The following is a 26,110-nucleotide window of genomic DNA, read 5'->3' on the forward strand; positions in this document are numbered from 1 at the left end:
GGGCGAGGGGGAGGGTGGTCTTCATCCGAGGGGGTCTCACCCCGACGTCGGCGTCCCCTCCGGCCAGGGGGAAGCGGCGCGGGCTTCGTCCTGACTCATACCCCGAACCGGAAGCCCGGTCAGCCCCGGTGCGACAAGGGTGTCGCCTCGCGGATGCTGGTGTGTGCGGGGCAATCCCTGTCTGAAAACACTCGCATGTCAGGGATGAAATATCCGCGCGTCATTTCTCGATGAAAGGAGCGGTGACCATGACGACGGCGAACCTGACGAGCCCGATGAACCCCGAGATTCTGAACGACACTGTCAGCGGCATCGATGCGCTCGCGCCCGCCGGTCTTGCCACCGCTCTTGCTCCAGCCCTGCTGGGAGATACCGCCGGCGGTCGTCCGCCCGGAACCTGACTCTTCCGCGCCCGTTCTCGAACGTGGCACGGCAGGCAGGGCCGGGCTCCCGAAAGGGGACCCGGCCCTTCTCTTTTTCCGGGCACGCACCAGTACCAGCACACGCAGCCTTGGCCGAGAGGCGAGGCACCTGAGCGCCACTCAGGACGACGCGGGTTCAAATCCCGCAGGCTGCTTACTCAAAGACATTCATGGGGACGTAGCTCAGCGGGAGAGCACTCGGTTCGCATCCGAGCGGTCCCGGGTTCGAATCCCGGCGGCTCCACTCAATCACAGTTGTTGTTCGTGTCTGTTTCAAACGCCGCGGTAGCCCAACCTGGTAGAGGCGCTGCTCTCAGAATGCAGAGGTTGCGGGTTCGACTCCCGCTCGCGGCATGGTGGTCTCGGGACGTAGCTCAGCTTGGAATAGAGCGCACGCTTGGGGTGCGTGAGGTCGCTGGTTCGAATCCAGTCGTCCCGACTCGTTGCACGCAGTGGCTGTGAGTTTCCTGGATGTAGCTCAGTCTGGCCAGAGCGCACGGTTCGGATCCGTGAGGCCGCAGGTTCAAATCCTGTCATCCAGATGTGTCGTTCGTATCAGCTCCGGGATGCGATTGGATCGCAGCACGGCCGTCTACCGTGTGAACAGGGTTCGATTCCCTGTCGGAGCGCTGGCAGCACCCCTTCAGGGATCGTGGCTTAACGGGAGAGCACTCGGCTGGCGTCCGGGCGGTCCGGGTTCGATTCCCGGCGATTCCATTCACCTCAGGCGGACATGGGGGAGCAGATTTCCACCAGCACGCCGTTGAGGTCTTTCACGTAGGCCACCGTCTGTCCCCAGGGCTTCTGCTTGGGTGGATGGACGGGGCTCGCACCCGACTGCACCGAGCGCTGGAAGGCGGCCGCGACGTCCGGAGTGACGAGCGCCACCTCGACCGCGGCGGCGGTCTCCTTCGGCCGGTGGAAGCGCACGGTGAGGCCATTGTGGGCCGCCATCTCCTCCGACGCGAAGGCCAGGGCCGTGGTGCCCGTCTCCAGCTCTCCGTACGAGTTGCTCTCGTGGATGAAGCGCCGCTTCAGGCCGAACGCCGTCTCGTAGAAGGCGATGGTGGCGGGCACATCCGGGACGTAGAGGATGACATAGCCGAGCTGCATGGGAACGCTCCGAGGAGAAGGTGAGGTACCGCCAGGAGTCGCGGGTCTCTCATGCCCCCACTGGAGCGTCTTGAAGAATTCGGACAGGCCTCATTCCAGGAGCCCGGTGGGGGACACTCCCGCCAGCTCGCGAACCTCACGGGTGAAGTGGGACTGGTCCGCGTAGCCGCAGTCGAGCGCGAGGGTGCTCAGGTCCTGTTGCCCCGTGCGCAGGCGCGCGAGGGCCCGCTGGAAGCGGAGCACCCGGGCGAGCAGCTTGGGGGCCACCCCTGCCTCCTCCAGGATATCCCGATGCAGTGTCCGCTCGCTGATGCCCAGGGTGCGGGCGAGTGAGGACATGCGCACCTGCCCGGCGGACGACTGGATGCACTGCAGGGCATGGGTGGTGCGAGCCCTCGGCATGTATCGAGGGGAGGCGTTGCGAATCGAGAGCTCTTCTTGAAGCAGAGACATGGCGTGCTTCAGCGAGCGACAGGACGACAGTCGCTGCTGGAGGGCCCGAAACACCGGCGCGCATTCCTCCACGGGGACGTTCAGGTTCCGCAGCTCGCGAGGGCTCACTCCGAGCAACGCGAGCGCCCAGCCGGGCCTGAGTCGGATGCCGAGGTTCACTGAGCCCGGCTCGAGGTCGACGAGGGCGAAGCGCTCCATGGGGCCGACCACCGTCAGACGGGGCTCGGCACCTCGGCCGACGGCGCTGGCGTCGCGGAAGTGGACGATGAGGTCCGTGCAGCCGTCGGGGAGCACCCGGTGGACGCGGGGAGGTTCGCTTGCTCCCTGGGACGTCGGGGCCACGAAGCGCCAGAAGGCGTCCACCCGGTCCGCCAGGACTCCCGAGGGCGACACCTCCGTGTAGCCGCCCAACGCCTCACCCTCGTGCATCCCACACCCTCCACATGAAGGGAGGATAGCGCTGGAGGTCGGGCCGCGCGCGGGCCTTCACGACTGGGAGAACGTGGTGACGATGCCGCAGGGCCCGCAGGCCACCGCGTACAGCATGCCGATGTCGGAGAAGCATGCGTCCTCGTCCCGGACCTGCCCGGCGGCGCGCATGGGCTCGCCACAGTTGGGGCAGTCGAAGACATCCGGTGACTGAATCCAGGAGAGGGCTCCTCCGAGACGGTGGTGCTGTTCCCGCTCGCTCCGTGGAACGCTTCGTCGGATGCGCCCGGGGATGAGCTCCACCGTGCCCGTGGGTGGGGGGCGGATCTTGTGCGAATGCGGGGATTCAGAGACCTGGGAGACGGCCCGTCCCAGGGTTCCATCCCGTGACACCTCCACGTGCACCACGCCGCCCTGGAAGATGCAGGCGAGGCAGGTGGGCAGGCGCGTGGGCCAGGGGTGGCCCGTGGTGTCTTCATCGAGCCGGAGCGCGTCCACCAGTCCGGAACCGCAGGTCAGACAGGCGGCACCTACGGTGGGGAACCACAGCAGGCCCTTCGCCACGGGCGCGGGGCCGTCCTCGGACGCCTCGCTCGCGACACCTTCGAGACATATCCGTGAGTACAGATACACCAGCTCTCCAGAGGGGCGTCTTCCGACATCCGCCAGGAACAGCAGGTGGAGCGCCTCGCGTTGCTCCTCTTCCCCGAGCCCGGCCATCCACTGCTCCAGGGCGCGCAGGGCCTCGGGGTGTCCGCTGCGCCCGAGCGCGAGCGCGGCGGCGGCCACCGGGTCTCCCGGGGCTCGCTCCTGTCGCCCCGCGTCCTGGTGGCTCATCACCGAGCCCACGGGAGGCCCGCCACGATTCGGCGTCCAGTCCGTGCGCAGCTCCTGGGTGAGCGCGAGGGCGCGGTGCAGCGGTGCGTCCACCCAGGCCAGGCACTCCGGCTCCTCTTCGCGGGAAAGCTCGTCGAGGTATGGGTGGAAGAGGGCGGGCTCCAGCTCGACCAGGTGGGTGAAGGGCTCCTCGGCCAGATGGGAGGTTCGCTTCAGCTCCATCAGCCCTCGGGCCAGGCGCGAGCGCTCCTTGGCTGTCAGCGCCTCGTAGTCGGTGGACTCCGGCTCCTCGGAGAGCCCCACGGTGTCGAGCAGCGCTGCTTCCCGCTCGAAGCGGGCCTCCTCCTCGGCGGCCTCCTGCTCGAACTGGGAGAGCTTGTCCTGCTCCACTCGTCCGGAGCGATTCACCACCTTGGCACGCTCGCCACGGCCCAGCGGGTCGGGTTTGGTCTCCACGAGCCATACGTCGAGCCCTGTCTCAGGCTCGAAGTCGGTGCACGCCGAGGCGCCGAAGCGGACCTCGCCACCATCCTCCGTGCGCAGGGTGCCGATGCCGTCGACGGCGTTCCATGTGACAACGAGCGCCCGAACGGGGAGTCGATATGAACTCATGCTTGAGACGTTAAATCAGGGTTGCTCACGTGAATACACGGTTTGTCAGGAGCCAATTCTAGATGCGTCAGTCCAAGGCGAAAGGAGCGGTGACCATGCCGACGGTGAATCCGATGAGCCCGATGAATCTCAAGCGCAAGAACGACACTGTCCGCGGCATCGCCGTGCTGTTCGCGAACACCGAGCAGGACACCGCTTCTGAAGAGGATGAGTTCCTGGAAGGCATCGCGTCCTTCCGTGGAGCTCCACCCGGACTCTGAGCTTCCACGCCACGTCGACCGACGCGGCATGGCTCTCCGAGGCCGGGCTCCCAGAGGGGACCCGGCCTCTTCCTTTTCCCCGGGTCCCCTCACTCGCAGTACCCACTTGCCTCGTTCGTCTATCGGCGAAGGACACCGCACTCTCACTGCGGAAAGACGGGTTCGACTCCCGTACGAGGTACTTCCCCAAGCTGTCTCGCAGCAGCCAGTTGCCTCGTTCGTCTATTGGCGAAGGACGCCGCACTTTCACTGCGGAAAGACGGGTTCGACTCCCGTACGGGGTACTCACGCGGTTCTTCAGGTCTTGTAGCTCAGCGGATGAGAGCACTCGGTTGCGAACCGAGAGGTCGCAGGTTCGATTCCTGCCAGGACCATACGCAACATGCACGCCGAGCCAGCGGGTGACGGCAGCGGTCTGACGTACCGCCTTCGCCGGGTTCGACTCCCGGGGCGTGCACTCTCGATGCAAGCAAGGCGCGAGGAAATGCGCCCGCGCGTTGAGTCATTCATCCGGTTGTGGCAAGGAGTGACCCGCCCGCCATGGATGAGCCCACTTCAAACCTCGTAGATGTCTGCCTTTGCCTCGCGGCCCACCAGGGGCCGTGGTGGGCGAGGCCCGTCCGTGTTGCCTCGGGTCTCCACGCCGGAACGGGCGCGCCATGAGCGCCGTCACGCTGCAAATCAACCTGGCGCCCACGGACCACCCGCACGCGCGACTCATCCTGCCGCACCAGCTCCGTCAGCTCGGTCCCTCCGTGCGGGAAATCCTGCTGGTGCTGGACCTGCATCGCAGCCAGGGCAGTCGCTTCGCGGAAGCGTGGTTGGAGCGGAAGCCGAAGATGGAGGCGTTGCTCACGGAGCTGCGCGCCGCGGACCCTCGGGTGCGAGTGGTGGAAGTGGACTACTCGCCCGCCACCACCCAGGCCCTCTCCGAGCGCTTCTTCGGGGGCTCACGCCTGCCGATGAAGGACTCGCGCGGCGGCCCCTATCACTCCTATTTCTTCGGCGTGGCCCAGGCGGCGCACCGGCATGTCCTGCACCTGGACGCGGACATGCTCATTGGCGGCGGCTCACGGTCGTGGGTGGCGGAGGCGGCGGAGCAGCTCGCCGCGCGTGAGGAACTGGTGAGCTGCAGTCCGCTCTCGGGTCCTCCGAGGGCGGATGGCACCATTGGCGTGGACGCCCGCTGGTATGAGCCGGATGGCGCGCCCCAGGCGTTCCGTTTCCGTCGCTTCAGCAGCCGGGTCTTCCTGGTGGACCGCGACGCCATGACGCGGCGCCTGGGCCCGCTGCGCGCGCGACTGGCGCCCCCCATCCATGCCCTGCGGGCGCTGCGCGCCGGCAACCCCCCCTACCGGGAGCCGGAGAACCTCGTCACCCGGACCATGGCTCGCAAGGGACTGTGGCGGCTGGACTTCCTGGGCACGGGCCCTGGCCTGTGGACGCTGCATCCGCAGTACCGCTCACCCACGTTCTACGAGCGGCTGCCGGAGCTCATCGCTCGGGTGGAGTCGGGCGACATGCCCGACGCGCAGCGGGGCCAGGAGAACGTGCACGACAGCCTGGTGGACTGGTCCGATGTCCGCGCCGCGCGCAAGCGCTGGTGGCATCGGAAGTAGGAAGCTCACCCGCTCGCGGCGGGACGCTCCGTGGCGCGAGCCAGCGAGGGCAGCGCGTCCGGCCGGTCCCACAGGACGAAGTGGCTGCACCCGTCCAGCGTCACCACGCTGAGCTCCGGCATCGCACGCTGCGCGCTCTCCAGCATGGAGGAGGACTCCAGCACCCGGTCCTTGCCCGGGACGAGCACCGTGCCGCGCCGAATGTTCCGGAACAGCGAAGCGTCGCGCTCCCGACTCCAGGCGCCGATGTCCAGCACGTTGGCCACCATGGTCGACACCCGCTTCGGGTTGAAGGGGAAGGCCATGATGAGTTCGCGCTTGCGAGCGTCCTCCAGCGGTCCCCAGGCGCCCCGGTTGTGGCGGGAGATGGGCGCGCGGCGCCACAGGGGAATGACGAAGGGCAGCAGCCAGACCTGCGAGCGCGTCATGCTCGTGTACGGCCGTGCTTGCGGGAGCACAGGGGCCTCCAGCACCACCTCCACGCGCTCGAACAGGTCCGGTCGCTGCTTCGCGGCCTCCAGCACGACGGCGCCCCCTCGCGAGTGGCCATGCACCCGCACCACGTCCGTCGTCGGCAGGTGCTCCAGTGCCTGCACCAGCACCGCGGCGTCGTGGGAGATGGTGCCCTCGGGCTGCGCTGGGACCTTCGCCCAGGGAGCGGGCTGCTCGCGAGGCGTGGTGATGGGCAGGTGGTAGTCGCAGCTCGTCACCAGGATGAGCTGGATGTCCGCCTCGCCGTAGTGGCGAGTGAAGTAGCGCATGTCCGCCACGAAGCCGTGCATGCCGATGACCGTGGCGCGGGGCTGCTCGCAGCGTCGCTCGGCGATGACCGCCTTGCCGACCCGGTAGACGTGCCCGTCGAAGGGCTCGCTCGGGCTGGGCGTGCCCTCCCTGCGCAGCAACCACTGCCGCAGGGCGAGCACGGAGACGGTGATGCCAGCAAGGACTCCGAATGCCACGTACATGCTTGCTCCCAAGGCGGGGTGGCGCCGGCGCCTCGCGGGGCCGGCTCAGCTCGCCTCGCGCATCATATTGCGCGCGATGACCAGTTGCTGAATCTGACTGGTGCCCTCGTAGAGTCTGAAGAGTCGCACATCCCGATAGAAGCGCTCGATGCCGTAATCCGCGATGTAGCCCGCGCCGCCGAAAATCTGCACCGCGCGGTCCGCGACGCGTCCCACCATCTCGCTCGCGAACAGCTTGCAGCAGGACGCCTCGGTGCTGATGTTCTGTCCCTGGTCCCTGCGCAGGGCCGCGTCCAGCACCATGCACCGGGCGGCGTAGGCCTCCATGCGGCTGTCGGCCAGCATCGCCTGGATGAGCTGGAACTCCGCGATGGGCTTGCCGAACTGCTCGCGCTCCATCGCGTAGCGGAGGCTCTCGCGGATGAGGCGCTCGGAGACACCGACACACACGGCCGCGATGTGGAGCCGGCCCCTGTCCAACACCTTCATCGCCGTCTTGAAGCCCTGGCCCTCCACGCCCCCGAGCAACTGGGTCGCCGGGACGCGACAGTCCTCGAACAGCACGTCGGCGGTGTGCGTGCCCTTCTGTCCCATCTTCCGGTCGGCGGGGCCGATGTGCAGCCCGGGTGTGCCTGCTTCGACGAGGAACGCGGAGATGCCACCCGCGCCCTTCTCGTCGGGGTTGGTGCGAGCCATCACCGTGAACAGCCCGGCCTCCGGCGCGTTGGTGATGAAGCGCTTGGTGCCATTGAGCACATAGACGTCACCGTCGCGCCGGGCCGTGGTCCTCAGCGACGACGCATCCGAGCCCGCGTTCGGCTCCGTCAGCGCGAAGGCGCCGACAATCTCTCCCGAGGCCAGGCGGGGCAGGTACTTGCTCTTCTGCTCCTCCGTGCCGTCCAGGATGATTCCCTGCGAGCCGATGCCGTTGTTGGTGCCGATGAGCGAGCGGAAGGCGGGCGACGTCTGTCCGAGCACGAAGGCCACCTGCACCTCCTGGCTCATGTTCAGTCCGATGCCGCCGTACTCCACGGGAGTGGACAGGCCGAACAGGCCCAGTCCGCGCATCTCCATGATGATGTCGGGAGGAATGGCGTCCTCATCCGCGACGCGATGCTCGTTGGGTATCAAGCGCTCCTTCACGAAGCGCTCCAGCATGGCGAGCAGCGGGTCCAGTGTGTCGTCCTCGCGAATCATGGCAGGGATTCCTTGTCAGCGGTGCTGGAGGGCCGCTTCGACGTTGCGGACGAGATTCACCAGACGGGGACCGATATCCAGGAGCAGTCGTTGGCGTGGGAGCAGGAATGACGGGCCGCCACAGTTGAAGGCCAGCAAGCCGCTGCCGTCCGGCGCGATGAAGGGCACGCCCACCGCGTTGACGTCCTTGTCCCAGTCTCCGACGGAGAGCGTGAAGCCGTGCGTGCGGTACTCCTCGAGCGACTTCTCGATGCTGGCCTCGATGCGCGGCCACTTCTCCGGCTCGCGCTTCGCCATGTGCCCCATGAAGTAGCGACGCTCGCCCTCCGGCAGCGCCGCGAGAATCGCCCGCCCCATGGCCGTGGTGCCTAGCGGCAGCCGTGAGCCGATGTCGAGCCGCAGCGTCACCGCCGCGGTGGAGCGACAGTGCTCCACGTACACGACGTTCAGACGGTCTCGACTGCCCAGGGACACCGGGACGTTGGCGTAGTCCGCCAGGTCCTGCATCAAGGGCCGCGCCACGTCGCGCACGCCCATGTTGGACAGCGCCGCGAAGCCCAGCGCCAGCACGCGGGTGCCGAGCTGGTACTTGCCCAGGCGCTGGGAATACGTGAGGTAGCCCAGCCGCGTCAGCGTGTGCGTGAGCCGGGAGATGGTGGGCTTGGGCAGCCCGGTGCTCGCCGCGAGCTCCTGGTTGCCGAGCATGGGGCGCTGAGGCGTGAAGGCGCGCAGGATTTCCAACCCGCGCGCGAGCGCCGTCACGAACTGACGGTCCTTCACTTCCTCTTCGCCCACCTGCTCCAGCGACTCCACGTAGGGGGCACCATCGTCATTGGGAGGGGATGAGAGGGCTGCGAAGCGTCGCATAGCGGTCCTGAAAGTGCGGGATTGCCTTCACGATAAACAGACAGTACAAATGGGTCAAGGTTTGCGAAACTCAATTTCGCACAGCGAAATTAGGGAGACCAGCCCATGGCTCAGGTGCTCATTGAGAAGCCAGAGGAAGGCGTCGCATTGGTGCGACTCCATCGCCCCGAGGTTCGCAATGCATTGGGGTTGGAGCTGCGTCAGGAGCTGGCTGCCTGCTTCCTGGAGCTGGGAGCGGACACGGCCGTCCGTTGCATCGTCCTGACGGGCGGACCGGAGTTCTTCGCGGCGGGCGCGGACCTGCGCGCGCTGGCGGAGGCGACGCCGGTGGAGCTGTTGCTCCGAGACACACATCGACTCTGGCAATCCCTGGTGGAGTGCCCCAGCCCGGTCATCGCGGCGGTGAATGGCTTTGCGCTCGGAGGTGGCTGTGAGCTGGCGATGCACGCGGACATGATTGTCGCGGGCGAGGGCGCCAGCTTTGGCCAGCCCGAGATTCGTGTCGGCATCATGCCGGGCGCGGGTGGCACTCAGCGCCTGACGCGGGCGGTGGGGAAGTTCAAGGCGATGAAGCTGCTGCTCACCGGCGAGCCGATGACGGCCCGGGAAGCGGAGGCGATGGGGCTGGTCACGGAGGTCGTCCCCGACGCGGAGGTGCTGGAGCGGGCGCTGGCGCTCGCGCGGAAGGTGGCGCGCATGCCGCCCCTGGCCGTGCGGCAAATCAAGGAGGTCGTCCTCGCGGGGCAGGATGCGTCGCTGTCGGAGGCGCTCTTGCTGGAGCGCAAGGCGTTCCAGCTCCTCTTCGCGACCAGGGACCAGAAGGAAGGCATGCGGGCCTTCCTGGACAAGCGCAAGCCCACCTTCGAGGGACGCTGACATGGTCGACGTCCAATCCTCCACACTCACGCTGGGCCTCGTCGGCACCGGTGTCATGGGCCGCGGCATCGCCCAGCTCGCCGCGCAGGCCGGAATCACGGTGCGCCTGTTCGATGCCCGTCCCCGGGCAGCCGATGAAGCCCGCGCGAGCGTCGCGTCGATGCTGGACTCGCTGGCGGCGAAGGGACGCTTGTCTCCTGAAGCCGCGCGCGCTGCGACGGCCCGACTGGAGCCGGTTCCCCAGGAGTCGTCACTCGCGGGCTGTGACGTGGTGGTGGAGGCCATCGTCGAGGACCTCCGTGTGAAGCAGGAACTCTTCACGCGGCTAGAGGGAATCGTCGGTCCTGATTGCCTGCTGGCCACGAACACCTCGTCGCTGTCAGTGACGGCCATCGCCTCGGCGTGCGAGCGCCCGGGGCGCGTCGGTGGCTTCCACTTCTTCAACCCCGTGCCGTTGATGAAGGTGGTGGAGGTCATCGAGGGCGCTCGCACGGAGCCCTGGGTGGGCGAGGCCCTGGTGACGCTGGCTCTGCGTCTTGGCCACCGGCCTGTGCGTGCGGCGGACACGCCGGGCTTCATCGTGAATCACGCCGGGCGCGGCTTCGGTACGGAGGCGCTGCGCATCCTCCAGGAGGGCGTTGCCTCCTTCGCGGACATCGACCGGGTGCTGCGCGAGGCGGCGGGATTCCGGATGGGGCCCTTCGAGCTGCTGGATTTGACGGGGCTCGACGTCTCCCACCCGGTGATGGAGTCCGTCTACGAGCAGTTCTACCAGGAGCCGCGCTTCCGCCCGTCGTATGTGCTGCGGCAGCGGCTCACGGCGGGACTGCTCGGACGAAAGAGCGGGCGGGGCTTCTACTCACACGAAGGTGGCAAACCGCACGTCGAACCGGAGCCCGCGATTCCGTCGGGCGAGCGTCGGCCCGTGTGGGTCGCCGCCGATGAGCCTGGTTGGCGCGACGCACTCCTGTCCCTCGTGCGCGCGGCGGGTTGGTTCCCGGATGACGGTGAGCGACCGGAGCCGGAGTCACTGTGTCTGGTGGCACCGCTGGGGCGTGATGCGACCACCACCGCGTTGGCGCTGGAGGTGGACCCCGAGCGCACCGTGGCCGTGGACCTCTTGTTCGGTCCGGAGCGCCGCCGCACGGTGATGACGACGCCGGTGACACGTCAGCCATTCCTGGACTCGGCGCTGGCGCTGCTCGCGGCGGACGGCACTGCGGTGTCGCGCATCCATGACAGCACGGGCTTCGTCGCGCAGCGCGTGCTCGCCGCGCTCGTCAACATCGCTTGCGACATCGCGCAGCAGCGCATCGCGAGTCCCGAGGACATCGATGCCGCCGTGACGCTGGGGCTCGGCTATCCCCGAGGGCCGCTGGCCTGGGGTGACGCGCTCGGGCCTCGCAGGTTGTTGAGGGTGCTGGAGGCCATCCACTCCGCCTCCGGAGACCCGCGCTACCGCGCCAGTCCGTGGTTGTCCCGCCGAGCCCGGCTCGGTGTCTCCCTCCTCACTCCGGAGAAGTGACTCTCATGAGCGCCTATATCTACGACGGGCTGCGCACGCCGTTCGGTCGTCATGCCGGAGCCCTGGCCCCAGTGCGTCCTGATGACCTGCTCTCGGGTGTCATCCGGACGCTGCTCACTCGAGGCCCCTTCGAGCCCGGTGCCGTCGAGGACGTCGTCATCGGCTGCGCCAATCAAGCGGGCGAGGACAGCCGCAATGTGGCGCGGCATGCGGCGCTGCTCGCGGGACTGCCTCTCGAGGTCGGCGGCGTCACGGTGAATCGGCTGTGCGGCAGCGGTCTCGCCGCGGTGCTGGACGCCGCGCGCGCCGTGATGACGGGGCAGGGTGAGCTGCTTGTCGCGGGAGGCGTGGAGAGCATGAGCCGCGCGCCCTTCGCGATGGGCAAGGCGGAGTCGCCCTACAGCCGTGAAGCCCAGGTCTTTGACACGACGCTGGGCGCGCGGTTCCCCAACGCACGCCTCGTGGCTCGCTTCGGCGGAGACACGATGCCGGAGACGGCGGACAACATCGCCCGGGATTTGGGCATTGGTCGAGCGGTGACGGACCGCTTTGCCCTCGCGTCCCAGCAGAAATACGCCACCGCTCAGGCGCGCGGTTTTTTCTCCGGCGAACTGGTCCCCGTGGAGCTTCCGGGCCGACGGGGCGCCGTCACCACGGTGTCGGCGGACGAGCATCCGCGCGCTGACACCACGCTCGACAAGTTATCCACACTGAAGCCGCTCGCGCCGGACGGGGTCGTCACCGCGGGCAACGCCTCCGGCATCAACGATGGTGCGGCGGCCCTGCTCGTCGGCTCCCTCAACGTGGGGGAGCAGGCGGGATGCAGGCCCCTGGCTCGCATCGTCTCGGCCGCCATCGCCGGGGTTCCGCCGCGCACCATGGGCCTGGGTCCTGTCCCGGCCGCGCGCAAGGCGCTGGAGCGGGCGCGACTGACGCTGGCCGACGTGGACGTCATCGAAATCAACGAGGCCTTCGCCGTGCAGGTGCTCGGCTGCCTCAAGTTGCTGGAGCTGAGCGAGGACGACAGCCGGGTGAATCCGAATGGCGGCGCCATCGCTGTCGGTCATCCGCTGGGGGCGTCCGGTGCGCGTCTGGCGCTGACGGCCGCGCGCCAGCTCCAGGTCTCCGGTGGTCGTTACGCGCTCGTCAGCATGTGCATCGGGGTGGGGCAGGGCATCGCCGCCGTCCTGGAGCGCGTCTGACGGCTCCGCTCATTCCTCTGACGTTGGGAGAACCGCATGCAGGTCTACGACAAGCTCTACATCCACGGTGAGTGGGTGGTGTCCCTGGGGACGGGACACATCGATGTGCTCAGCGCCTCCACCGAGGAGGTCATGGGGCGAATCCCCGAAGGCACCGTGGACGACGTGGACCGGGCGGTGCGCGCCGCGCGTACTGCCTTCGACTCCTGGTCCACCCGCCCCGTCGAGGAGCGCGCGGCCCTGCTGCGTCGCCTCCAGGCGGGGCTGACGGCGCGACAGGATGAGCTGGCCCGGACGATTACGGGCGAACTCGGCATGCCCATCGCGCTGTCGAAGCCCATCCAGGTGGGCACGCCCATCGCCGTCACGGGCACCTATGTGCAGCTCCTCCAGGACCTCTCCTTCGAGGAACAGGTGGGCAACTCCCTGGTGGTGCGCGAGCCGGTGGGCGTCGTCGCCTGCATCACTCCGTGGAACTACCCGCTCCATCAGACCATCGCGAAGGTGGCTCCCGCGCTGACGGCGGGCTGCACCGTCGTCCTCAAGCCGAGCGAAGTGGCTCCGCTCAACGCCTTCATGCTCGCGGAGATTCTCCACGAGGCTGGTGTGCCACCCGGGGTCTTCAACCTTGTCTCGGGAACGGGCCCCGTCGTGGGCGAGGCGCTCGTGCGTCACCCCGAGGTGGACATGGTGTCCTTCACGGGCTCGACGCGCGCGGGGCGCCGTGTGTCGGAGGTGGCGTCGGCCACCGTCAAGCGGGTGTCGTTGGAGTTGGGCGGCAAGTCGGCGTCCATCATCCTCGATGACGCGAACCTCAAGACCGCCGTGAAGCGGAGTGTCGGCAACTGCTTCCTCAACAGCGGGCAGACATGTACGGCGCACACGCGCCTGCTCGTTCCTCGCGCGCAGCATGAAGAGGCCGTGAAGCTGGCCGCGGAGGTGGCCGCGGGCTTCACTCTGGGGGACCCGTTCAAGGGCGAGGCGAAGCTCGGTCCCGTCATCTCCGATGCGCAGCGCACGCGGATTCGTGAGTACATCCAGCAGGGCATCCGCGAGGGCGCGAAGCTCGTTGCCGGTGGTCCCGAGCAGCCCGAGGGACTCCCGAAGGGCTACTACGTGAAGCCCACCGTCTTCGCGAACGTCACGCCGGAGATGTGCATCGCGCAGGAGGAAATCTTCGGTCCCGTGCTCGTTATCATTCCGTACGACGACGAGGACGACGCGGTCCGCATCGCGAACAGCACCATCTACGGCCTCGCCGGTGGCGTCTGGTCGGAGGATGTGGAGCGCGCGAAGCGGGTGGCTCGGCGGATGCGCACCGGCCAGGTGGACATCAACGGAGGCCGCTTCAATCCGTTGGCGCCGTTCGGTGGCTACCGACAGTCCGGACATGGCCGTGAGCTGGGCCGGTACGGGCTGGAGGAGTTCCAGGAACTCAAGGCGATGCAGCTTTGACGTTCGTTCGTCGTCCCCCTCTCGTTGTCTCCCTCCGAATCAGGAGCCCCCATGAAGGCCGCCGTGTGTTTCGAGAAGGACGTGCTGACCATCACCGACGTGAGCTTCGAGCCGCCCAAGGCGCGCGAGTTACTCGTCCGCATGGTTGCCTGTGGTGTCTGTCACACGGACCTGTCCGTGGTGAACGGCACCGTGAAGATGAAGCTCCCCTGTGTGCTCGGGCACGAGGGCGCGGGCATCGTCGAGGAAGTAGGCGAGGACGTCACCCACGTGAAGAAGGGCGACAAGGTCGTCCTCTCGTGGGTCGCGCAATGTGGGGAGTGTTACTTCTGTCGCATCCAACGTCCGAACCTGTGTGAGCTGGGCGAACGCATCAACGCGAGCAACCGGATGCCGGACGGCAGCTCGCGGCTGCGCAAGGACTCGCGGGAGCTGAATGTCTTCTCCGCGCTCGGTGCGCTGGCGGAGTACGCGGTGGTTCCCGCTCGGGCGGCGGTGCGGCTCCCTGAGGACGCGCCGCTGGACAAGGCCGCGCTGATTGGCTGCGCGGTGACGACGGGCGTGGGCGCGGTGCTCAACACGGCGCAGATGCCGCCCGGAGGTTCCGTGGTGGTGTTCGGCACGGGCGGCGTGGGGTTGAACATCATCCAGGGCGCGGTGATTGCCGGCGCGGAGCGCATCATCGCGGTGGATGTCCACCCGAGGAAGCTGGAGTTCGCCAAGGTCTTCGGCGCGACGGACGTCATCGACGCGCGAGAGACGGACCCGGTAGTGGCCATTCGCGAGCTGACGAAGGGACGGGGCGCGGACTACGCGTACGAAGCGGTGGGTCGCAAGGAGACCATCGAGCAGGCGTACCAGTGCACGCGCAAGGCTGGCACCTGTGTCGTCGTCGGCGTGGGCAGCGTGAAGGAGCAGATCAGCCTGAACGTCTTCGTGCTGCCCCTGTTCGAGAAGCGGCTGCTCGGCTCCTGGTTCGGGACGGCGGACATCCACCGCGACATGCCCCGGCTGCTGGAGCTCTACACGCAGAAGAAGCTCAAGCTGGATGAGCTGGTGACGACGACGTACACGCTGGACCAGCTCGACCGGGCCTTCACCGACATGAACAGCGGAGTGAATGCCCGGGGCGTCGTCCTCTTCTGAGGGCCACTCCCGAGGCTTCGTGGTTGGCACGGAGAGCGGTAGGCTCGGCGGGTATGCCTTCTTCCGCCGAAGCCATTCTCGCCCAGTTGGACCAAGCCGCCGAAGATTACGTCTTCCCCATGCTCGACAATGGGTACGTGTATCTGGTGGACGCCCGCCTGCACGTTTTTTCGGATGACGAGCGGTGGGCACTGGTCATCGAGGTGGTCGGATACGCACCTCGCGGCGGCGTCTTGGCTAATACGCTTCACCTCTACGGTGAGCCGTTGGGCAGGCGGCCTGGTACAGCCAACTCGGACATTCTTTACCCCGTGGAGGGCGCCCATGAGGACGCCGAGCATCCTGAACGAGCGAGGCCCGGGCTGAAGGAGCTGAGTATCCGAGGGAGGAAGATCTCACTTCCTCCACACGAGGACCCGTGGGCCCTCACGGACCTCTACCGCAGCGTAGTGCCGGAGCATCGCGACCTGCTGTTCGCGACCGAGGACGAACTCGGCTCCCGCCTCTCCCCGGGCATTCCCAAGCTGTTGCAGCTCGAATCCTGGCATCATCCGGACCTGGCGGGGGAGGAGCGACCCAGCGAGAGTGAGACCTTTGTTCAGCTCGCGCAGGCCATCGCACGGCGTGATGCGTCCTTGTATCGACCCTCTCGTCCTCCTAACACCCATTGGAAGAACTGGCCCGATGGGGGAGCGCTCTGACTTGAACCGAGCCACGTGGGAGGCGGCCCGAGTGACAGGGCCGTCTCCCAAAGACGCGCGGCCTAGAAGAACACGTGCGTGAAGCGCGCGCCGATGAACTGGCTCTTCGTCACGCCCTCCGAGACAGCGACGTCGGGCTGGAACTGGAGCATCAGCGTGGACGCCTTCTCCAGCCGGATGCCCATCGTCAGCCGCAACGACTGCACCGTGGTGCGCTTGGCGACCTCCACCTCACCCACGGGCGTATCAATCGTGCGCTTGCCGGACGCCTCGACGATGTACCCCGCGCCGGTGAAGAACGTGGAGGACAGGTCCATGCCGAAGTGGAAGATGCCGCCGAAGGACGGCGCCTGGCTCATCACCAGCTTCGAGCCACCCTCCGCGCTCGGCACCAGGAACTCGTCGTTGTCTCCCTGGAAGGCCATGCTCGCCATCGCCTCCACCGTGAAGATCTTCTTGAAGCGCTGACCCGCGACGAGCTGCGGGCGCACCACCCAGCGGTTCGCGCCGATGTTCACCAGCTTGTTGCTGTCGTACTGGCCCACCGGAACGGTGACGTAGGGCGTGAAGGCGAACCACGTATGGGTGTTGTCCTCGGGGTTCTGAACGAGCCCATATCCAATCGTGGGGATGTACGTGACGTCGCCCACGCCGGAAGCGCGCAGCGCCGTCTTCGGGGCGGACGGCGTCGCGGGGTTGCCCGTGAACACCGTCACGTCGACCACCGGCAGGCTCACGTCGAACGGAACGACGACCAGGTCACCGAACTTGAGCACGTAGGTTGCGCGGAAGGCCGCCTGGAGTTGTGAGAAGTCACGCTCGCCGGAGGCAGATACGTGACGCAGGTACATGTTGGAGATGATGCCCCGGTGCGGCACGAAGAAACCGGCCTCGTAGTCACGCAGGTCCGCCTGCTGGGCCTGGGCACCGGTGGCCGACAGCAACGATACGAACAGGACAGTGAGCAGCACGCGCTTCATGGTGATTCCCTCCCTCATTGAACGTCGACGACTTGGATTGACTCAGTAACGGAACGGCCACGCCTGGAAGTACCGTCGGACCCGCAGCCACACGCCGAACAACCCCAGCGGCTCCAGCACCAGCACCAGCACCACCACCAGCGACAGCAACACCGTCGCCTGCTGCGCGGACGTGAGCTGGTTCACCAGGGGAATCGCGCCGCCCACCGTCTCCGCCAGGGGACTCAAGAAGGTGAACGCGAGCGCCCCGCTGACGGCACCGAACACCGTACCCACTCCCCCCAACACAATCATCGCGATGTATTGGATGGAGAGGTTCAGGTCGAAGGGCGGCTCGACGGTGATGTATTGCTGCTGGAACGCGAACATCGCCCCCGCGATACCCGCGAGGAAGGACGACACACCGAACGCCTGGAGCTTCGCCTGCGTCGTGCCGACCCCGAGCACCTCCGCCGCGAGGTCCTGGTCCCTCACCGCCATCATCGCCCTGCCACTGTCGGAGCGCTGGAGGTTCTTCGTCAGCCACACCGTGCCCGCGGCCAGGAGCGCGAAGACGAAGTACAGCTTCCGCTCGAAGGTGAAGCCCACCCCACCCACCAGCCACGTCTCGCTCAGCGAAGCCGCCACGCCCGCGTCATCGCGGAACCACCAGTACATGGGCACCGCAGTCCCGCTCAGCCCGTTCGTCACCTCTGGATACGCGAGCAGCACGTGCTGCGTGAGGAACACCAGGCCCAGCGTGACGATGGCCAGATACAAACCCTTGAGCCGCAGCGCGAAGGCGCCGATGACCACGCCCACCAGCGCGGACACGCCACCCGCCAGGGGCAGCGCCAGCCAGAACGGCCAGCCATGCTTCGCGCCGAGCACCGCCACCGTGTACGCGCCCAGCGCGAGGAAGGCCGCGTGCCCCAGGCTCACCTGTCCCGCGAAGCCGGTGAGCACCATCAAGGACGCGGCGCCGACGATGGCCACCAGCCCCAGGTTGCCCACCGTGAGCCACCGCGTGCTCACCAGCCACGGGTACGCCAGGGCGATGCTCAATGTCAGCACCACGCCGGCCCTCTGCCACAGGCCGGGAAAGAGCTTCAGGTCGTCCTCGTACCGAATCACCAGGGGGCGGGTTGGCATGATGTCGTCTCGCGGCGCGCCTAGACGCGGCGTACCTCGTGCTCGCCCCAGAGTCCGCGCGGACGCAGGACCAGGAAGAGAATCATCGCGGCGTAGGGGAAGACGGCGTGGAAGTTGTGCCCGAAGGCACCCAGGTGCGGATTCACGTACGCCTGGGACAGCACCTCCAGCAGCCCCAACATGAACGCTGCGACCACCGCGCCCACCACCGACTCCAGTCCTCCGACGATGATGGCGGGGAAGGCGCGCAGCGCCACGTAACCCAGGTTGGAGTCCACCGAGCGCGGGAACATCCCCAGGAAGATGCCGGCCACCGCGGCCGTCGCTCCCGCCAGGAACCAGGTGAAGGCGAGCACCCGGCCCACGGGGATACCCAGCACCAGCGCCACTTCCTGATTCTCACTGGCCGCGCGCATCGCCACGCCCATCGGCGTGCGCTGCACCAGCGCGTGCATCCCGACGAGCACCACCGTCGTCGCGCCCAGCGAGATGAGTGACGACAGGAGCACGCTGGAGTTGCCCACCTGCACCTCCGCCATCGCGTCCCACGGCGTCGGCATGCCGCGCGTGTCGGTGCCGAAGGCGATGACGATGCCCGCGCGCAGGAGCAACCCCAGGAACAGCGTCAGGATGATGGTGGTGAAGACGGGCCGCCCCACCATGCGCCGCAGGACGGTGCGCTCCAGGAGCGCGGCCAGTCCCCCGGTGAGGCACGCGGAGGCGGCGAGCGCCAGCCACCACGGCATCACCTCGACGAGCGCCGTCATCAGGAACGCGCCCAGGCTGAGCAGTTCGCCGTGCGCGAAGTTGAAGAGTCGGGAAGCTCGGTAGACGACCGAGAAGCCCAGGGCGATGAGCGCGTAGCTCGCCCCGAGCGCCAGTCCCGAGATGCTGAGCTGGAGCAACTGCGTCATTCGCGTGTCCTCGCGTACATCTCTTCCACCAGCGCTGAATGCAGCTCGAGCACCGCCTTGCGCCGCACCTTGAGGGACGCCGTCACCTCACCCGCGTCCTGCGTCATCTCGCGCGCGAGCAGCCGGAAGGTGCGCACCTGCTCGACTCGCGCGAGTCCTTCATTGGCGCGCGCGACTTCCTCTTCGATGAGCTTGCGCACCTCGGGCCGCAGCGTGAGGTCCGTGTACGAGGTGAAGGCAATCTTGCGGCGCAGCGCCCAGTCCGCCACCGTCTCCGGGTCCACCTGCACCAGCGCGGTGACGAAGGCCCGGCGGTCGCCAATGGCCACCGCCTCCTTGATGTACGGACTGTTCTTCAGCGCGTTCTGGATGCGCTCGGGCGACAGGTTCTTTCCGCCGGAGGTGATGAGGATTTCGCGCTTGCGGCCGGTGATGCGCAGGTAGCCGTCCGCGTCGATATCGCCCAAGTCTCCGGTGTGCAGCCAGCCCTCGGAATCAAGGACCTCGGCGGTGGCCTCCGGCTTGTTGAGGTAGCCGAGGAACACGTTGGTCCCGCGCACCAGCACCTCGCCGTCCTCCGCGAGCCGACACTCCACGCCCGGCACGGCGCGTCCGACGGTGCCCAGTCGGGTGGCGCCCGGGACGTTGAGGTGGCTGGAGCCCGAGCCCTCCGTCTGGGCGTACCCCTCGTAGATGCGGACGCCGATGCTGTCGTACCAGGCGAGCAGCTCCGGAGAGATGGGCGCCGCGCCGGAGATGGGGAAGCGACAGCGCCGCAGTCCCAGGCGCTCCTGGAGCGGCCGGTAGACGAGCAGGTCTCCGACGCGCCACACGAGCGCGTCCCACCAGCGCCGCTGTCCGGTGCGCTCCCGCTCGCGAATCCCGGCGCCCAGTCGGGTGAAGGTGTTGAAGAGGGTGCGCTTGAGCCACGAGGCATCGCGCATCTTCACCGTCACCGACGCGTGCATCTTCTCCCAGATGCGCGGCACGCCCAGGAACACGGTGGGGGAGACCTCGGCCACGTCGTGCTGCACCGTCTCCAGGGCCTCACCGAAGTGGACCTTCCCTCCGACGACGAGCGGCAACAGCAGGCTGAACAGCTTCTCCGCGACGTGACACAGCGGCAGGTACGAGACGACGCTGTCGTCCTGGCCCAACCCGAGCTGTGCGGTGAAGGTCGCCGAGCCCTCCAGCATGTTGCGGCTGGAGATGAGAGCTCCCTTGGGCGCCCCCGTGGTCCCCGACGTGTAGATGACCATGGCCCCCTCGTCGGGCGTGCGTCGCGCGAGTTGCTCGCGGAGCCAGCCCGGCTCCCGCTCCAGCAGCGCGCGCCCTTCCTCGAGGAAGCGCTCCCACGTGCGCAGCCGTGCGTCCTCCACGCCGCGCAGCCCGCGGGGCTCGACGACGAGGATGTGCTGGACGGAGGGTGTCTCGGCCGCGACGGTGGCGACCTTGTCGTACTGTTCCTGGTCCTCGCAGAGCACGACGCGGCACTGGGCGTCGTTGAGGATGTAGGCCACGTCGGAGGGTGGATTCGTCTGATAGATGCCGACGGAACGCGCGCCGAGCGCCTGGGTGCCCAGGTCCGCGAACAGCCACTCCGGACGGTTGTCGCTGATGATGGCCACCGAGTCTCCGGCGCGCACGCCGAGCTCCCACAACATCCGCGCCGCCCAGCCGACGCGCTCCAGGTAGCCCTGGAAGGACAGCTCGTTCCAGATGCCCAGGCGCTTCTCGCGGATGGCCACCGCGTGCGGGTGTTGCTCCGCGCGTTGGAAGAGCTGGCCAGGGAGGCTCAGGGGAAGCGCCGCGTTCATGCCGCCACCGCCCCGCCCACGTACGCGCTCAGCACGCGCGTGTCCTCGCGCAGCGCGGAAGGCGGCCCGTTCGCGATGACCTGGCCCCGGTCCAGCACCGTCACCTGCGTGGCCAGGTCCATCACGAAGCGCAGCTCGTGGCCGATGAGCACCTGCGTCACCCCCAGCTCGTGACGGATGTCGAGCAGGTGGTTCGCCATGTCCTCCGTCTCCTCTTGATTGAGTCCCGCCGTGGGCTCATCCAGCAGCAAGAGCTTCGGCTCCATGCACAGCGCGCGGCCCAGCTCCACGCGCTTGCGGATGCCGTAGGGCAGCACCGAGACGGGCATCCACCGGTAGTGCTCCAGGTTGAGGAAGTCGATGACCTCCTCGGCCTTCTCGCGGTGGCGGACCTCCTCCGCGCGCGCCCCGCGCGTCCAGAACAGATTGCGCAACAGTCCCGTCCGGTACTTCGGGTGACGGCCGAGCAGCAGGTTCTCCAACACCGTGAGGTGCTCGAAGAGGGCCAGATTCTGGAACATCCGCGCCACGCCGCGCCGGGCAATCTCCGGAGGCTCCAGACCCGCGAGCGCCTGTCCTTCCAGCTTCACGCGGCCCTCCATGTGGCGATGGATGCCGCTGATGCAGTTGAAGAGGCTGCTCTTGCCCGCGCCATTGGGACCAATCACGGCGTGCAGCGCGCCGGCCTCGATGGAGAACGAGACGCCATCCAGGGCACGTACCCCGGAGAAGGAAAGGCCCACGTTGTCGAGCTCCAGCAGTGCCATTCCTCACCCTTCATGAAAGCCAGCGCCGCTTGCGCCGATACCGCTTCAGCTCGTGGTAGCCGCGCTGTCCCTCGCGTCCGAAGCCCAGGTAGAACTCCTGCACGTCGGGGTCCTCGCGCAGCGTGTCCGCGGGGCCGTCCAGCACCACCTTGCCCGTCTCCAGCACGTAGCCGTGGCTGGCCAGCGTCAGTGCGACCCGCGCGTTCTGCTCCACGAGCAACACCGCGACGCCCTCCGCGCTGATGCGCTGAATCAGCTCCGACACCTCGCCCACGGCCTTGGGCGACAGGCCCAGGAAGGGCTCGTCCAGGAGCAGCACCTTGGGCCGCCGCATCAGTCCCCGGCAGATGGCCAGCAGCTGCTGCTCTCCACCGGAGAGGTAGCCGGCCTTCTGTCGCCGTCGCTCGCGCAGCACGGGGAAGCGCGTGAAGGCGGACTCGACCAGTTCCTTGCGTGCCTGGGCGCCCATGCCGAAGCCGCCCGCCAGGAGGTTCTCCTCCACCGACAGCTCGCCGAGGATGCGACGTCCCTCGAGCACCTGCACCACGCCCGCGTGCACGCGCCCGTCGGCGGGAAGGGCCAGGAGGCTCTGCCCGGACAGCTCCACCTTGCCCTGGGTGATAGCGCCGTCGTGCATGTCGAGCAGGCCGCTGATGGCGCGCAGCGCGGTGGACTTGCCCGCGCCATTGGGCCCGAGGAGGGCCACCACGCCCTGGTGAGGAACCTCCAGGGTGATGCCCCGGAGGGCCCGCACCGCTGAGTGATAGACGACCTGGAGGTTCTGCACGCGCAGCAGGGCAGGACTACTTGCTGTCATCGGCGGCCTTGGCGGCAGAGGCACCCAGCGCCTTCGGCGGCGCGAAGCCCGCGACGACACTCCAGCTCCCCTGGTCGAGCACGGGCTTGAGGACCCGCGCGCCGACGGACGTCTCGTAGGGGAACCGGGACAGGTCCACCGGCTCCACCGTCATGCCGCCGGCGGTGGTGCGGGTGATGCCCTTGAGCGCCTTGAGGTAGCCGGCGCGCGTGACGTCCTTGGACTCGATGGCGGCCTTGAGCGCTTCAATCTGCACGCGGCCCTGGACGTAGGAGGACAGCGTGTAGAAGTCCTTCGGCGTGTTGGGGTACTTCGCGACCAGGGCGAGGAAGTCCTTCATGCCGGGCACGTCGTCGCCCCAGAAGGTGAGCCCCGTGGCCCAGTAGAAGTTGGCGAAGACGGCGCCGGGGATGACCTTCGCGTCGAAGAAGCGGTCCACCCACGCGGGCGTCTGGCCCACCCAGGTGGGCTGATACTTGAGTTGCGCGGCCGTGCCCAGGATGGGACCCGAGGCGCTGGGCAGCACCGTGAGCAACACGTAGTTGGCGCCGGACTGCTGGAGCGCGGTGATGATGGCGGCGAAGTCCTTCTGTCCCGGCGCGACGCTCTGCTGAGAGACGATGGTGACGCCGTGGTGCTTCGCGGCCTCGCTCCAACCCTCCAGGCCGTCCTTCCCGTAGTCATCACCCTGCGCGACGATGGCGGCCTTCACCTTGTCCGCGCCGCCCGCGTGCTCCACGGCCCAGTCCATGGCGCGCATCGCCTCCATCTTGTAGGAGGCGCCAATGGGCGGCGTGTACTGGTGTCGCGCCATCTCCGAGGACTGCGACGCGGGGAAGGCCACCAGGTTGTCCGCCGTCATCTTGTCGCGCAGGGGCAGCGTGTTGGGCGTGCCGAAGCTGGTGCCCAGGAACAGCACGCGGTCGTGGATGTCGCTGTACGCCTGCACGGCGTTCTGCGGGTTGTAGGCGTGGTCCCGCTCGACGAGCTCGATGCGCCAGCCGGGCGGCAGCAGGCCGGAGTCACCCGCGTTCACCTGCTGGGCGAGCAGCCGCTTGCCCGCGGCGAAGGGCTTGCCGATGGCCGCGCCGGGGCCGCTCTCGTCATTGAGCGCGCCGATGTAGACGACCTTCTTCTCCAGGTCGACGCCCTTGTCTGTCTTGATGTCTGGTGCCGCCACGGGACGCTCCTGCGCGCCCTCCGACGGTGGTGTCGAAGCCTCTTCCTTCTTGCAAGCCATCAAACAGAAAGCTGTCGCCAGGAGTCCGACCACGAGTCGTTGCATCGCACTCTCCCCGTCAGAATCGTGGCGGAACAGTAGCCACACTCCCCTCGAAGAGGAAAGACAGTCACCCGTAATTCGATGGCTGTATTTCGCAGGGCGGAACGTCCTGGAAGGTTGTCTTGATTGTGTTTCGCACGGCGAAAATGTTTCGGGTGATGACACATTGCGCCAGGGAAACGGGGCGCGAACGAAGGCCTGTCAGGTCCGTGGGGCCAGCGCGTCGCTGGGGGCGCCCCGCATGCCCCTACCCGAACGGAATTTTCCCCGGCTCGATGCTTTCGGTGACCCTCTCCCGGAGCAGGCACACAGTCGCTGTGGCACCGTACGCTTCTGGCACGCACCGGGCCCTGAGGGTTTTCCACGAGGCGTGGTGGCGCACGCCTTCTCCGCGGACTCGCGCAGGCTCGTCACGTCGGGAGACTCGACGACCCGGGTGTGGAACCTGGAGGACGGCCGGGAGCTGCTCTCGCTCCGAGGAGACTCGAGGAGGGTGAACGCCGTGCTCTACCTGCCGGACGAGCGCATCGTCACCGGGAGCGATGGGGGCACGATGAGGTTGTGGGACGCGCGCAGTGGCGCGGAGCTGCGGCGCTGGGAGGGACTGGGCACGGACATCCGCAGCCTCGCGCGCTCGCCGGACGGGCGGATGTTGCTGGCCGGCACCCAGTATCCGAGTGGCTTCGTCGTGTTCGACCTGGAGCGGGAAGAAGAAGTCCGGCGCGTCCAGCTCGAAGACAGTCCTGGTTCAGCGGAGTGGCTGGTGTTCTCGCCGGATGGCGGCAGCCTGTTGGTGCTGGAGAACAGCAACGAGCCTTTTCGGCTGTCTGTCTTCGATACGGCGAACTGGAGCCCGCGCTGGTCCGTCCAGGGGGATGCCGAGTGCGGGCCGCCATGGGTGCACTTCACGCCAGAGGGTGCGTTCATCCGGTGCAAGCAGTCAGGGGCCGGCTTGAGGTGCATGGTGCGCACGTATGACGCCCGGACGGGGGAGTGTGTGGGCGACGTCGAGCAACGCGTATCCAACAGCGCGAGTCAGGTGCTCCCCGATGGTCGTCGGGTGCGAATCCTGAATCGACGGTTGCTCTTCACTCGAGGCGAGGCGCTGGAGGAGTGGGTGGAGCTGTCGAGCTCATACGGTTGCGCTGGCTGGAGTTTCGCCATCTCCCCCGATGGTCGATGGGCGTCGTTCGCGAAGCGGGAGTCCTGGGCCCTCCTGCTGGTGGACCTCCAGACCCGGCGCGAGGTGCCAGGGCCCGCGCATCGCCACGGGGTGGAGCAGCTCACCTTCTCTTCCGACGGGAGGCACCTCCTCACTGCTGCGGGAGATGGCACGGTCCGGGTGTGGGACCGCGACTCAGGCCGGGAGGTGCGTCGTGAGTCGTTCGCATCGGAGGGGGCCTGCGTCCATGTGAGGGGCGGGCGTGTATTCAGGCTGTTGCCCCAGCATGGGGGCATGAGACTGAGCGGCCTGCTCGGAGGGGCTGACGTGGAACTGGAGGAGAGATGCTCCAACGGTTCGTCGACGGTCTGGTCCGACGACATGGGGATGCTGGCGGAGAGTGAGAGCTGGTACGAGCATCGCTGGATACGTGTCGTCGACGCGCGGACCGGACGGCCTCTCTGGAGGAAGGACCTCGCGCCCGAGGACCTCGCGCTGCGTATGCTGTCCCGGTCGGGGCGGCTCGGCGTCATCTCACGCAGATGTCCGCCGCCAGGGGACCACACCGTCGAGCTGCGGCTGGTGGACCTGGAGAAGGATGAATGGCTGTCCTCGGTCCATGTGTCGAAGGGGAATTGCTTTCGAGCCATCACTCCGGATGACAAGTGGGTCGTGCTCCAGAAGGAGTACGGGCACGTGCTCCTGGTGGAGCTCGAGCACCCGAATCGTCAAGTCCGGCTGGAGGTCCCCGACCCCGCGTTCGCGGTGACGTGTTCCCATGACGGACTGCTCGTGGCCACGGGTGACATGGCGGGCCGAGTGAGGGTGTGGAGCCGCGAGGGGACGCTCCTGGCCACGCTCGAAGGCCACGCCCATTCGGTTGGCGCGCTGGCGTTCTCGGAGGATGGCGCCTTCCTGGCCTCGGGGGGCTACGACGCCGTGGCCCTCATCTGGCCTCGGAGCGCGTGGACTCAGTCCAGCGCCGACTCCGAGGTGACGATGCCGTCCGCATCCGCGTAGAGGCGATGTCCGGGCTTGAAGATGACGCCCGCGAAGCGCACCTCCGTATCTCGCTGTCCCTCGTTGCGCTTGGAGCTCTTGAGCGGATGCGTGCCCAGGGCCTTCACGCCGATGGCCGTGCGGCCCACTTCCTCCGAGTCCCGGATGCAGCCGTTCACGATGATGCCCGCCCAGCCGTTCTGCTGCGCGAGCAGCGCGAGCTGGTCGCCCACCAGCGCGCAGCGACGGCTGCCACCGCCATCCACCACGAGCACTCGCCCCGCGCCTGGTTCCTCCAGGGCCTTGCGGACGAGCGAGTTGTCCTCCGGCGCGCGCACGGTGCTGATGAGGCCCGAGAACGTGGTCCGCCCGCCGTAGTCGACGAAGCCGGGCTCGGCGACCTGGAAGTGGGCCGTGCCCGAGTGGGTGTCACACAGGTCCGCCGTCTTGAAGTCCATGGGAGTCTCCTGGGTCCTCGGGTCCGCCGTCACATCGCTGTATCAGCGCGTCTTCCAGGTCCATGATGCCCCGGCCTCTCGCTCGGATGTGCGTCCTGGTGTGA

At 67.7% G+C, this 26,110-nt stretch carries 24 protein-coding genes and 10 tRNA genes; 20 read left to right on the plus strand and 14 right to left on the minus strand.

The window, feature by feature from the left end; all coding sequences use genetic code 11:
- Positions 1-248: 248 nt before the first annotated feature.
- The 7 genes from HR086_RS17015 to HR086_RS17045 all read left to right on the plus strand — a co-directional run bounded on the left by HR086_RS17015 (position 249) and on the right by HR086_RS17045 (position 1,139).
- Complete coding sequence (locus HR086_RS17015; RefSeq protein WP_174457030.1) at positions 249-401, plus strand: hypothetical protein; 153 nt, start codon at positions 249-251, stop codon at positions 399-401.
- Positions 402-505: 104 nt separating this feature from the next.
- Positions 506-577 (plus strand) — tRNA-Gly (locus tag HR086_RS17020).
- Between the two features lie 17 nt (positions 578-594).
- A tRNA-Ala gene (locus tag HR086_RS17025) sits at positions 595-666 on the plus strand.
- 35 nt (positions 667-701) lie between these two features.
- Positions 702-776 (plus strand) — tRNA-Leu (locus tag HR086_RS17030).
- 9 nt (positions 777-785) lie between these two features.
- A tRNA-Pro gene (locus HR086_RS17035) sits at positions 786-861 on the plus strand.
- Positions 862-889: 28 nt separating this feature from the next.
- A tRNA-Pro gene (locus HR086_RS17040) sits at positions 890-964 on the plus strand.
- Between the two features lie 104 nt (positions 965-1,068).
- Positions 1,069-1,139, plus strand: a tRNA-Ala gene (locus HR086_RS17045).
- Positions 1,140-1,145: 6 nt separating this feature from the next.
- On the opposite strand, the gene HR086_RS17050 is transcribed toward HR086_RS17045, so the two are convergent.
- The 3 genes from HR086_RS17050 to HR086_RS17060 all read right to left on the minus strand — a co-directional run bounded on the left by HR086_RS17050 (position 1,146) and on the right by HR086_RS17060 (position 3,866).
- Positions 1,146-1,535, minus strand: coding sequence for a VOC family protein (locus HR086_RS17050; protein WP_174457029.1), 390 nt, complete (start codon positions 1,533-1,535; stop codon positions 1,146-1,148).
- A gap of 90 nt (positions 1,536-1,625) precedes the next feature.
- Positions 1,626-2,417, minus strand: a complete 792-nt coding sequence (locus tag HR086_RS17055) for an AraC family transcriptional regulator (protein ID WP_174457028.1) — start codon at positions 2,415-2,417, stop codon at positions 1,626-1,628.
- Positions 2,418-2,474: 57 nt separating this feature from the next.
- A complete protein-coding gene (locus HR086_RS17060) occupies positions 2,475-3,866 on the minus strand; it encodes a hypothetical protein (protein ID WP_174460105.1) in 1,392 nt (463 codons plus the stop codon).
- Between the two features lie 95 nt (positions 3,867-3,961).
- Here HR086_RS17060 and HR086_RS17065 point away from each other — a divergent pair, with 95 nt between their 5' ends.
- The 6 genes from HR086_RS17065 to HR086_RS17090 all read left to right on the plus strand — a co-directional run bounded on the left by HR086_RS17065 (position 3,962) and on the right by HR086_RS17090 (position 5,745).
- Entirely contained in the window at positions 3,962-4,126 is a 165-nt protein-coding gene (locus HR086_RS17065; protein ID WP_174457026.1) for a hypothetical protein, read from the plus strand.
- A gap of 108 nt (positions 4,127-4,234) precedes the next feature.
- A tRNA-Glu gene (locus HR086_RS17070) sits at positions 4,235-4,307 on the plus strand.
- A gap of 30 nt (positions 4,308-4,337) precedes the next feature.
- Positions 4,338-4,410: transfer RNA gene (locus tag HR086_RS17075), tRNA-Glu, on the plus strand.
- A 16-nt stretch (positions 4,411-4,426) separates the two neighbouring features.
- A tRNA-Arg gene (locus tag HR086_RS17080) sits at positions 4,427-4,500 on the plus strand.
- Positions 4,501-4,510: 10 nt separating this feature from the next.
- Positions 4,511-4,583: transfer RNA gene (locus HR086_RS17085), tRNA-Val, on the plus strand.
- Positions 4,584-4,785: 202 nt separating this feature from the next.
- Positions 4,786-5,745, plus strand: a complete 960-nt coding sequence (locus HR086_RS17090) for a hypothetical protein (RefSeq protein ID WP_174457025.1) — start codon at positions 4,786-4,788, stop codon at positions 5,743-5,745.
- Positions 5,746-5,750: 5 nt separating this feature from the next.
- Here HR086_RS17090 and HR086_RS17095 read toward each other — a convergent pair whose 3' ends face one another.
- Genes HR086_RS17095 through HR086_RS17105 form a run of 3 tightly spaced genes read right to left on the minus strand, consistent with a single transcriptional unit; the run spans position 5,751 to position 8,774 of the window.
- Positions 5,751-6,710 carry an alpha/beta fold hydrolase gene (locus HR086_RS17095; protein WP_174466145.1) on the minus strand — a complete coding sequence of 320 codons (960 nt, stop codon included), beginning with the start codon at positions 6,708-6,710 and terminating at the stop codon, positions 5,751-5,753.
- Between the two features lie 45 nt (positions 6,711-6,755).
- A complete protein-coding gene (locus HR086_RS17100) occupies positions 6,756-7,907 on the minus strand; it encodes an acyl-CoA dehydrogenase family protein (protein WP_141645108.1) in 1,152 nt (383 codons plus the stop codon).
- 15 nt (positions 7,908-7,922) lie between these two features.
- On the minus strand, positions 7,923-8,774 hold the full coding sequence (locus HR086_RS17105; protein ID WP_141645109.1) for an IclR family transcriptional regulator: 852 nt from the start codon (positions 8,772-8,774) through the stop codon (positions 7,923-7,925).
- A 105-nt stretch (positions 8,775-8,879) separates the two neighbouring features.
- Here HR086_RS17105 and HR086_RS17110 point away from each other — a divergent pair, with 105 nt between their 5' ends.
- Genes HR086_RS17110 through HR086_RS17135 form a run of 6 tightly spaced genes read left to right on the plus strand, consistent with a single transcriptional unit; the run spans position 8,880 to position 15,679 of the window.
- Complete coding sequence (locus HR086_RS17110) at positions 8,880-9,650, plus strand: enoyl-CoA hydratase (protein WP_141645110.1); 771 nt, start codon at positions 8,880-8,882, stop codon at positions 9,648-9,650.
- A 1-nt stretch (position 9,651) separates the two neighbouring features.
- Positions 9,652-11,175, plus strand: coding sequence for a 3-hydroxyacyl-CoA dehydrogenase (locus tag HR086_RS17115; protein ID WP_174466146.1), 1,524 nt, complete (start codon positions 9,652-9,654; stop codon positions 11,173-11,175).
- 5 nt (positions 11,176-11,180) lie between these two features.
- Entirely contained in the window at positions 11,181-12,377 is a 1,197-nt protein-coding gene (locus HR086_RS17120; RefSeq protein ID WP_174466147.1) for a 3-oxoadipyl-CoA thiolase, read from the plus strand.
- 36 nt (positions 12,378-12,413) lie between these two features.
- Positions 12,414-13,832: an aldehyde dehydrogenase family protein gene (locus HR086_RS17125; protein ID WP_174466148.1), complete on the plus strand. Its 1,419-nt coding sequence runs from the start codon at positions 12,414-12,416 to the stop codon at positions 13,830-13,832.
- Positions 13,833-13,883: 51 nt separating this feature from the next.
- On the plus strand, positions 13,884-14,978 hold the full coding sequence (locus HR086_RS17130; protein ID WP_141645114.1) for a Zn-dependent alcohol dehydrogenase: 1,095 nt from the start codon (positions 13,884-13,886) through the stop codon (positions 14,976-14,978).
- Positions 14,979-15,031: 53 nt separating this feature from the next.
- Positions 15,032-15,679: a hypothetical protein gene (locus tag HR086_RS17135; protein WP_174466149.1), complete on the plus strand. Its 648-nt coding sequence runs from the start codon at positions 15,032-15,034 to the stop codon at positions 15,677-15,679.
- A 62-nt stretch (positions 15,680-15,741) separates the two neighbouring features.
- Here the strand turns inward: HR086_RS17135 and HR086_RS17140 are convergent, their stop codons facing one another.
- From HR086_RS17140 to HR086_RS17170, 7 genes are read right to left on the minus strand one after another with little or no spacing between them, the layout of a single operon-like run.
- Entirely contained in the window at positions 15,742-16,659 is a 918-nt protein-coding gene (locus HR086_RS17140; protein WP_174457016.1) for a transporter, read from the minus strand.
- A 42-nt stretch (positions 16,660-16,701) separates the two neighbouring features.
- Complete coding sequence (locus HR086_RS17145; RefSeq protein WP_174460102.1) at positions 16,702-17,790, minus strand: branched-chain amino acid ABC transporter permease; 1,089 nt, start codon at positions 17,788-17,790, stop codon at positions 16,702-16,704.
- A 20-nt stretch (positions 17,791-17,810) separates the two neighbouring features.
- Positions 17,811-18,704, minus strand: a complete 894-nt coding sequence (locus HR086_RS17150) for a branched-chain amino acid ABC transporter permease (RefSeq protein WP_174460101.1) — start codon at positions 18,702-18,704, stop codon at positions 17,811-17,813.
- Complete coding sequence (locus tag HR086_RS17155; RefSeq protein ID WP_174460100.1) at positions 18,701-20,521, minus strand: long-chain fatty acid--CoA ligase; 1,821 nt, start codon at positions 20,519-20,521, stop codon at positions 18,701-18,703. The genes HR086_RS17150 and HR086_RS17155 overlap by 4 nt, the downstream gene beginning before the upstream one ends.
- Positions 20,518-21,288, minus strand: a complete 771-nt coding sequence (locus HR086_RS17160; protein WP_141647711.1) for an ABC transporter ATP-binding protein — start codon at positions 21,286-21,288, stop codon at positions 20,518-20,520. The genes HR086_RS17155 and HR086_RS17160 overlap by 4 nt, the downstream gene beginning before the upstream one ends.
- Before the next feature lie 10 nt (positions 21,289-21,298).
- Entirely contained in the window at positions 21,299-22,105 is an 807-nt protein-coding gene (locus tag HR086_RS17165) for an ABC transporter ATP-binding protein (protein ID WP_141647712.1), read from the minus strand.
- Positions 22,092-23,285 carry an ABC transporter substrate-binding protein gene (locus HR086_RS17170; RefSeq protein ID WP_174466150.1) on the minus strand — a complete coding sequence of 398 codons (1,194 nt, stop codon included), beginning with the start codon at positions 23,283-23,285 and terminating at the stop codon, positions 22,092-22,094. The genes HR086_RS17165 and HR086_RS17170 overlap by 14 nt, the downstream gene beginning before the upstream one ends.
- 475 nt (positions 23,286-23,760) lie before the next feature.
- Here HR086_RS17170 and HR086_RS17175 point away from each other — a divergent pair, with 475 nt between their 5' ends.
- A complete protein-coding gene (locus HR086_RS17175) occupies positions 23,761-25,569 on the plus strand; it encodes a hypothetical protein (RefSeq protein ID WP_174466151.1) in 1,809 nt (602 codons plus the stop codon).
- Here HR086_RS17175 and rraA read toward each other — a convergent pair.
- Positions 25,521-26,006, minus strand: a complete 486-nt coding sequence (gene rraA, locus HR086_RS17180) for a ribonuclease E activity regulator RraA (protein ID WP_141647715.1) — start codon at positions 26,004-26,006, stop codon at positions 25,521-25,523. The genes HR086_RS17175 and rraA overlap by 49 nt on opposite strands.
- Positions 26,007-26,110: the final 104 nt, after the last annotated feature.

Origin of the sequence: Myxococcus sp. CA039A (assembly GCF_013336645.1) — a bacterium.
In the GTDB taxonomy this organism is placed as follows: Bacteria; Myxococcota; Myxococcia; order Myxococcales; family Myxococcaceae; genus Myxococcus; species Myxococcus llanfairpwllgwyngyllgogerychwyrndrobwllllantysiliogogogochensis.

Coding starts and splice junctions, on each gene's coding strand:
- HR086_RS17015 (WP_174457030.1), top strand. CDS start 249: ATGACGACGGCGAACCTGACGAGCCCGATGAACCCCGAGATTCTGAAC.
- HR086_RS17050 (WP_174457029.1), bottom strand. CDS start 1,535: ATGCAGCTCGGCTATGTCATCCTCTACGTCCCGGATGTGCCCGCCACC.
- HR086_RS17055 (WP_174457028.1), bottom strand. CDS start 2,417: ATGCACGAGGGTGAGGCGTTGGGCGGCTACACGGAGGTGTCGCCCTCG.
- HR086_RS17060 (WP_174460105.1), bottom strand. CDS start 3,866: ATGAGTTCATATCGACTCCCCGTTCGGGCGCTCGTTGTCACATGGAAC.
- HR086_RS17065 (WP_174457026.1), top strand. CDS start 3,962: ATGCCGACGGTGAATCCGATGAGCCCGATGAATCTCAAGCGCAAGAAC.
- HR086_RS17090 (WP_174457025.1), top strand. CDS start 4,786: ATGAGCGCCGTCACGCTGCAAATCAACCTGGCGCCCACGGACCACCCG.
- HR086_RS17095 (WP_174466145.1), bottom strand. CDS start 6,710: ATGTACGTGGCATTCGGAGTCCTTGCTGGCATCACCGTCTCCGTGCTC.
- HR086_RS17100 (WP_141645108.1), bottom strand. CDS start 7,907: ATGATTCGCGAGGACGACACACTGGACCCGCTGCTCGCCATGCTGGAG.
- HR086_RS17105 (WP_141645109.1), bottom strand. CDS start 8,774: ATGCGACGCTTCGCAGCCCTCTCATCCCCTCCCAATGACGATGGTGCC.
- HR086_RS17110 (WP_141645110.1), top strand. CDS start 8,880: ATGGCTCAGGTGCTCATTGAGAAGCCAGAGGAAGGCGTCGCATTGGTG.
- HR086_RS17115 (WP_174466146.1), top strand. CDS start 9,652: ATGGTCGACGTCCAATCCTCCACACTCACGCTGGGCCTCGTCGGCACC.
- HR086_RS17120 (WP_174466147.1), top strand. CDS start 11,181: ATGAGCGCCTATATCTACGACGGGCTGCGCACGCCGTTCGGTCGTCAT.
- HR086_RS17125 (WP_174466148.1), top strand. CDS start 12,414: ATGCAGGTCTACGACAAGCTCTACATCCACGGTGAGTGGGTGGTGTCC.
- HR086_RS17130 (WP_141645114.1), top strand. CDS start 13,884: ATGAAGGCCGCCGTGTGTTTCGAGAAGGACGTGCTGACCATCACCGAC.
- HR086_RS17135 (WP_174466149.1), top strand. CDS start 15,032: ATGCCTTCTTCCGCCGAAGCCATTCTCGCCCAGTTGGACCAAGCCGCC.
- HR086_RS17140 (WP_174457016.1), bottom strand. CDS start 16,659: ATGAAGCGCGTGCTGCTCACTGTCCTGTTCGTATCGTTGCTGTCGGCC.
- HR086_RS17145 (WP_174460102.1), bottom strand. CDS start 17,790: ATGCCAACCCGCCCCCTGGTGATTCGGTACGAGGACGACCTGAAGCTC.
- HR086_RS17150 (WP_174460101.1), bottom strand. CDS start 18,704: ATGACGCAGTTGCTCCAGCTCAGCATCTCGGGACTGGCGCTCGGGGCG.
- HR086_RS17155 (WP_174460100.1), bottom strand. CDS start 20,521: ATGAACGCGGCGCTTCCCCTGAGCCTCCCTGGCCAGCTCTTCCAACGC.
- HR086_RS17160 (WP_141647711.1), bottom strand. CDS start 21,288: ATGGCACTGCTGGAGCTCGACAACGTGGGCCTTTCCTTCTCCGGGGTA.
- HR086_RS17165 (WP_141647712.1), bottom strand. CDS start 22,105: ATGACAGCAAGTAGTCCTGCCCTGCTGCGCGTGCAGAACCTCCAGGTC.
- rraA (WP_141647715.1), bottom strand. CDS start 26,006: ATGGACTTCAAGACGGCGGACCTGTGTGACACCCACTCGGGCACGGCC.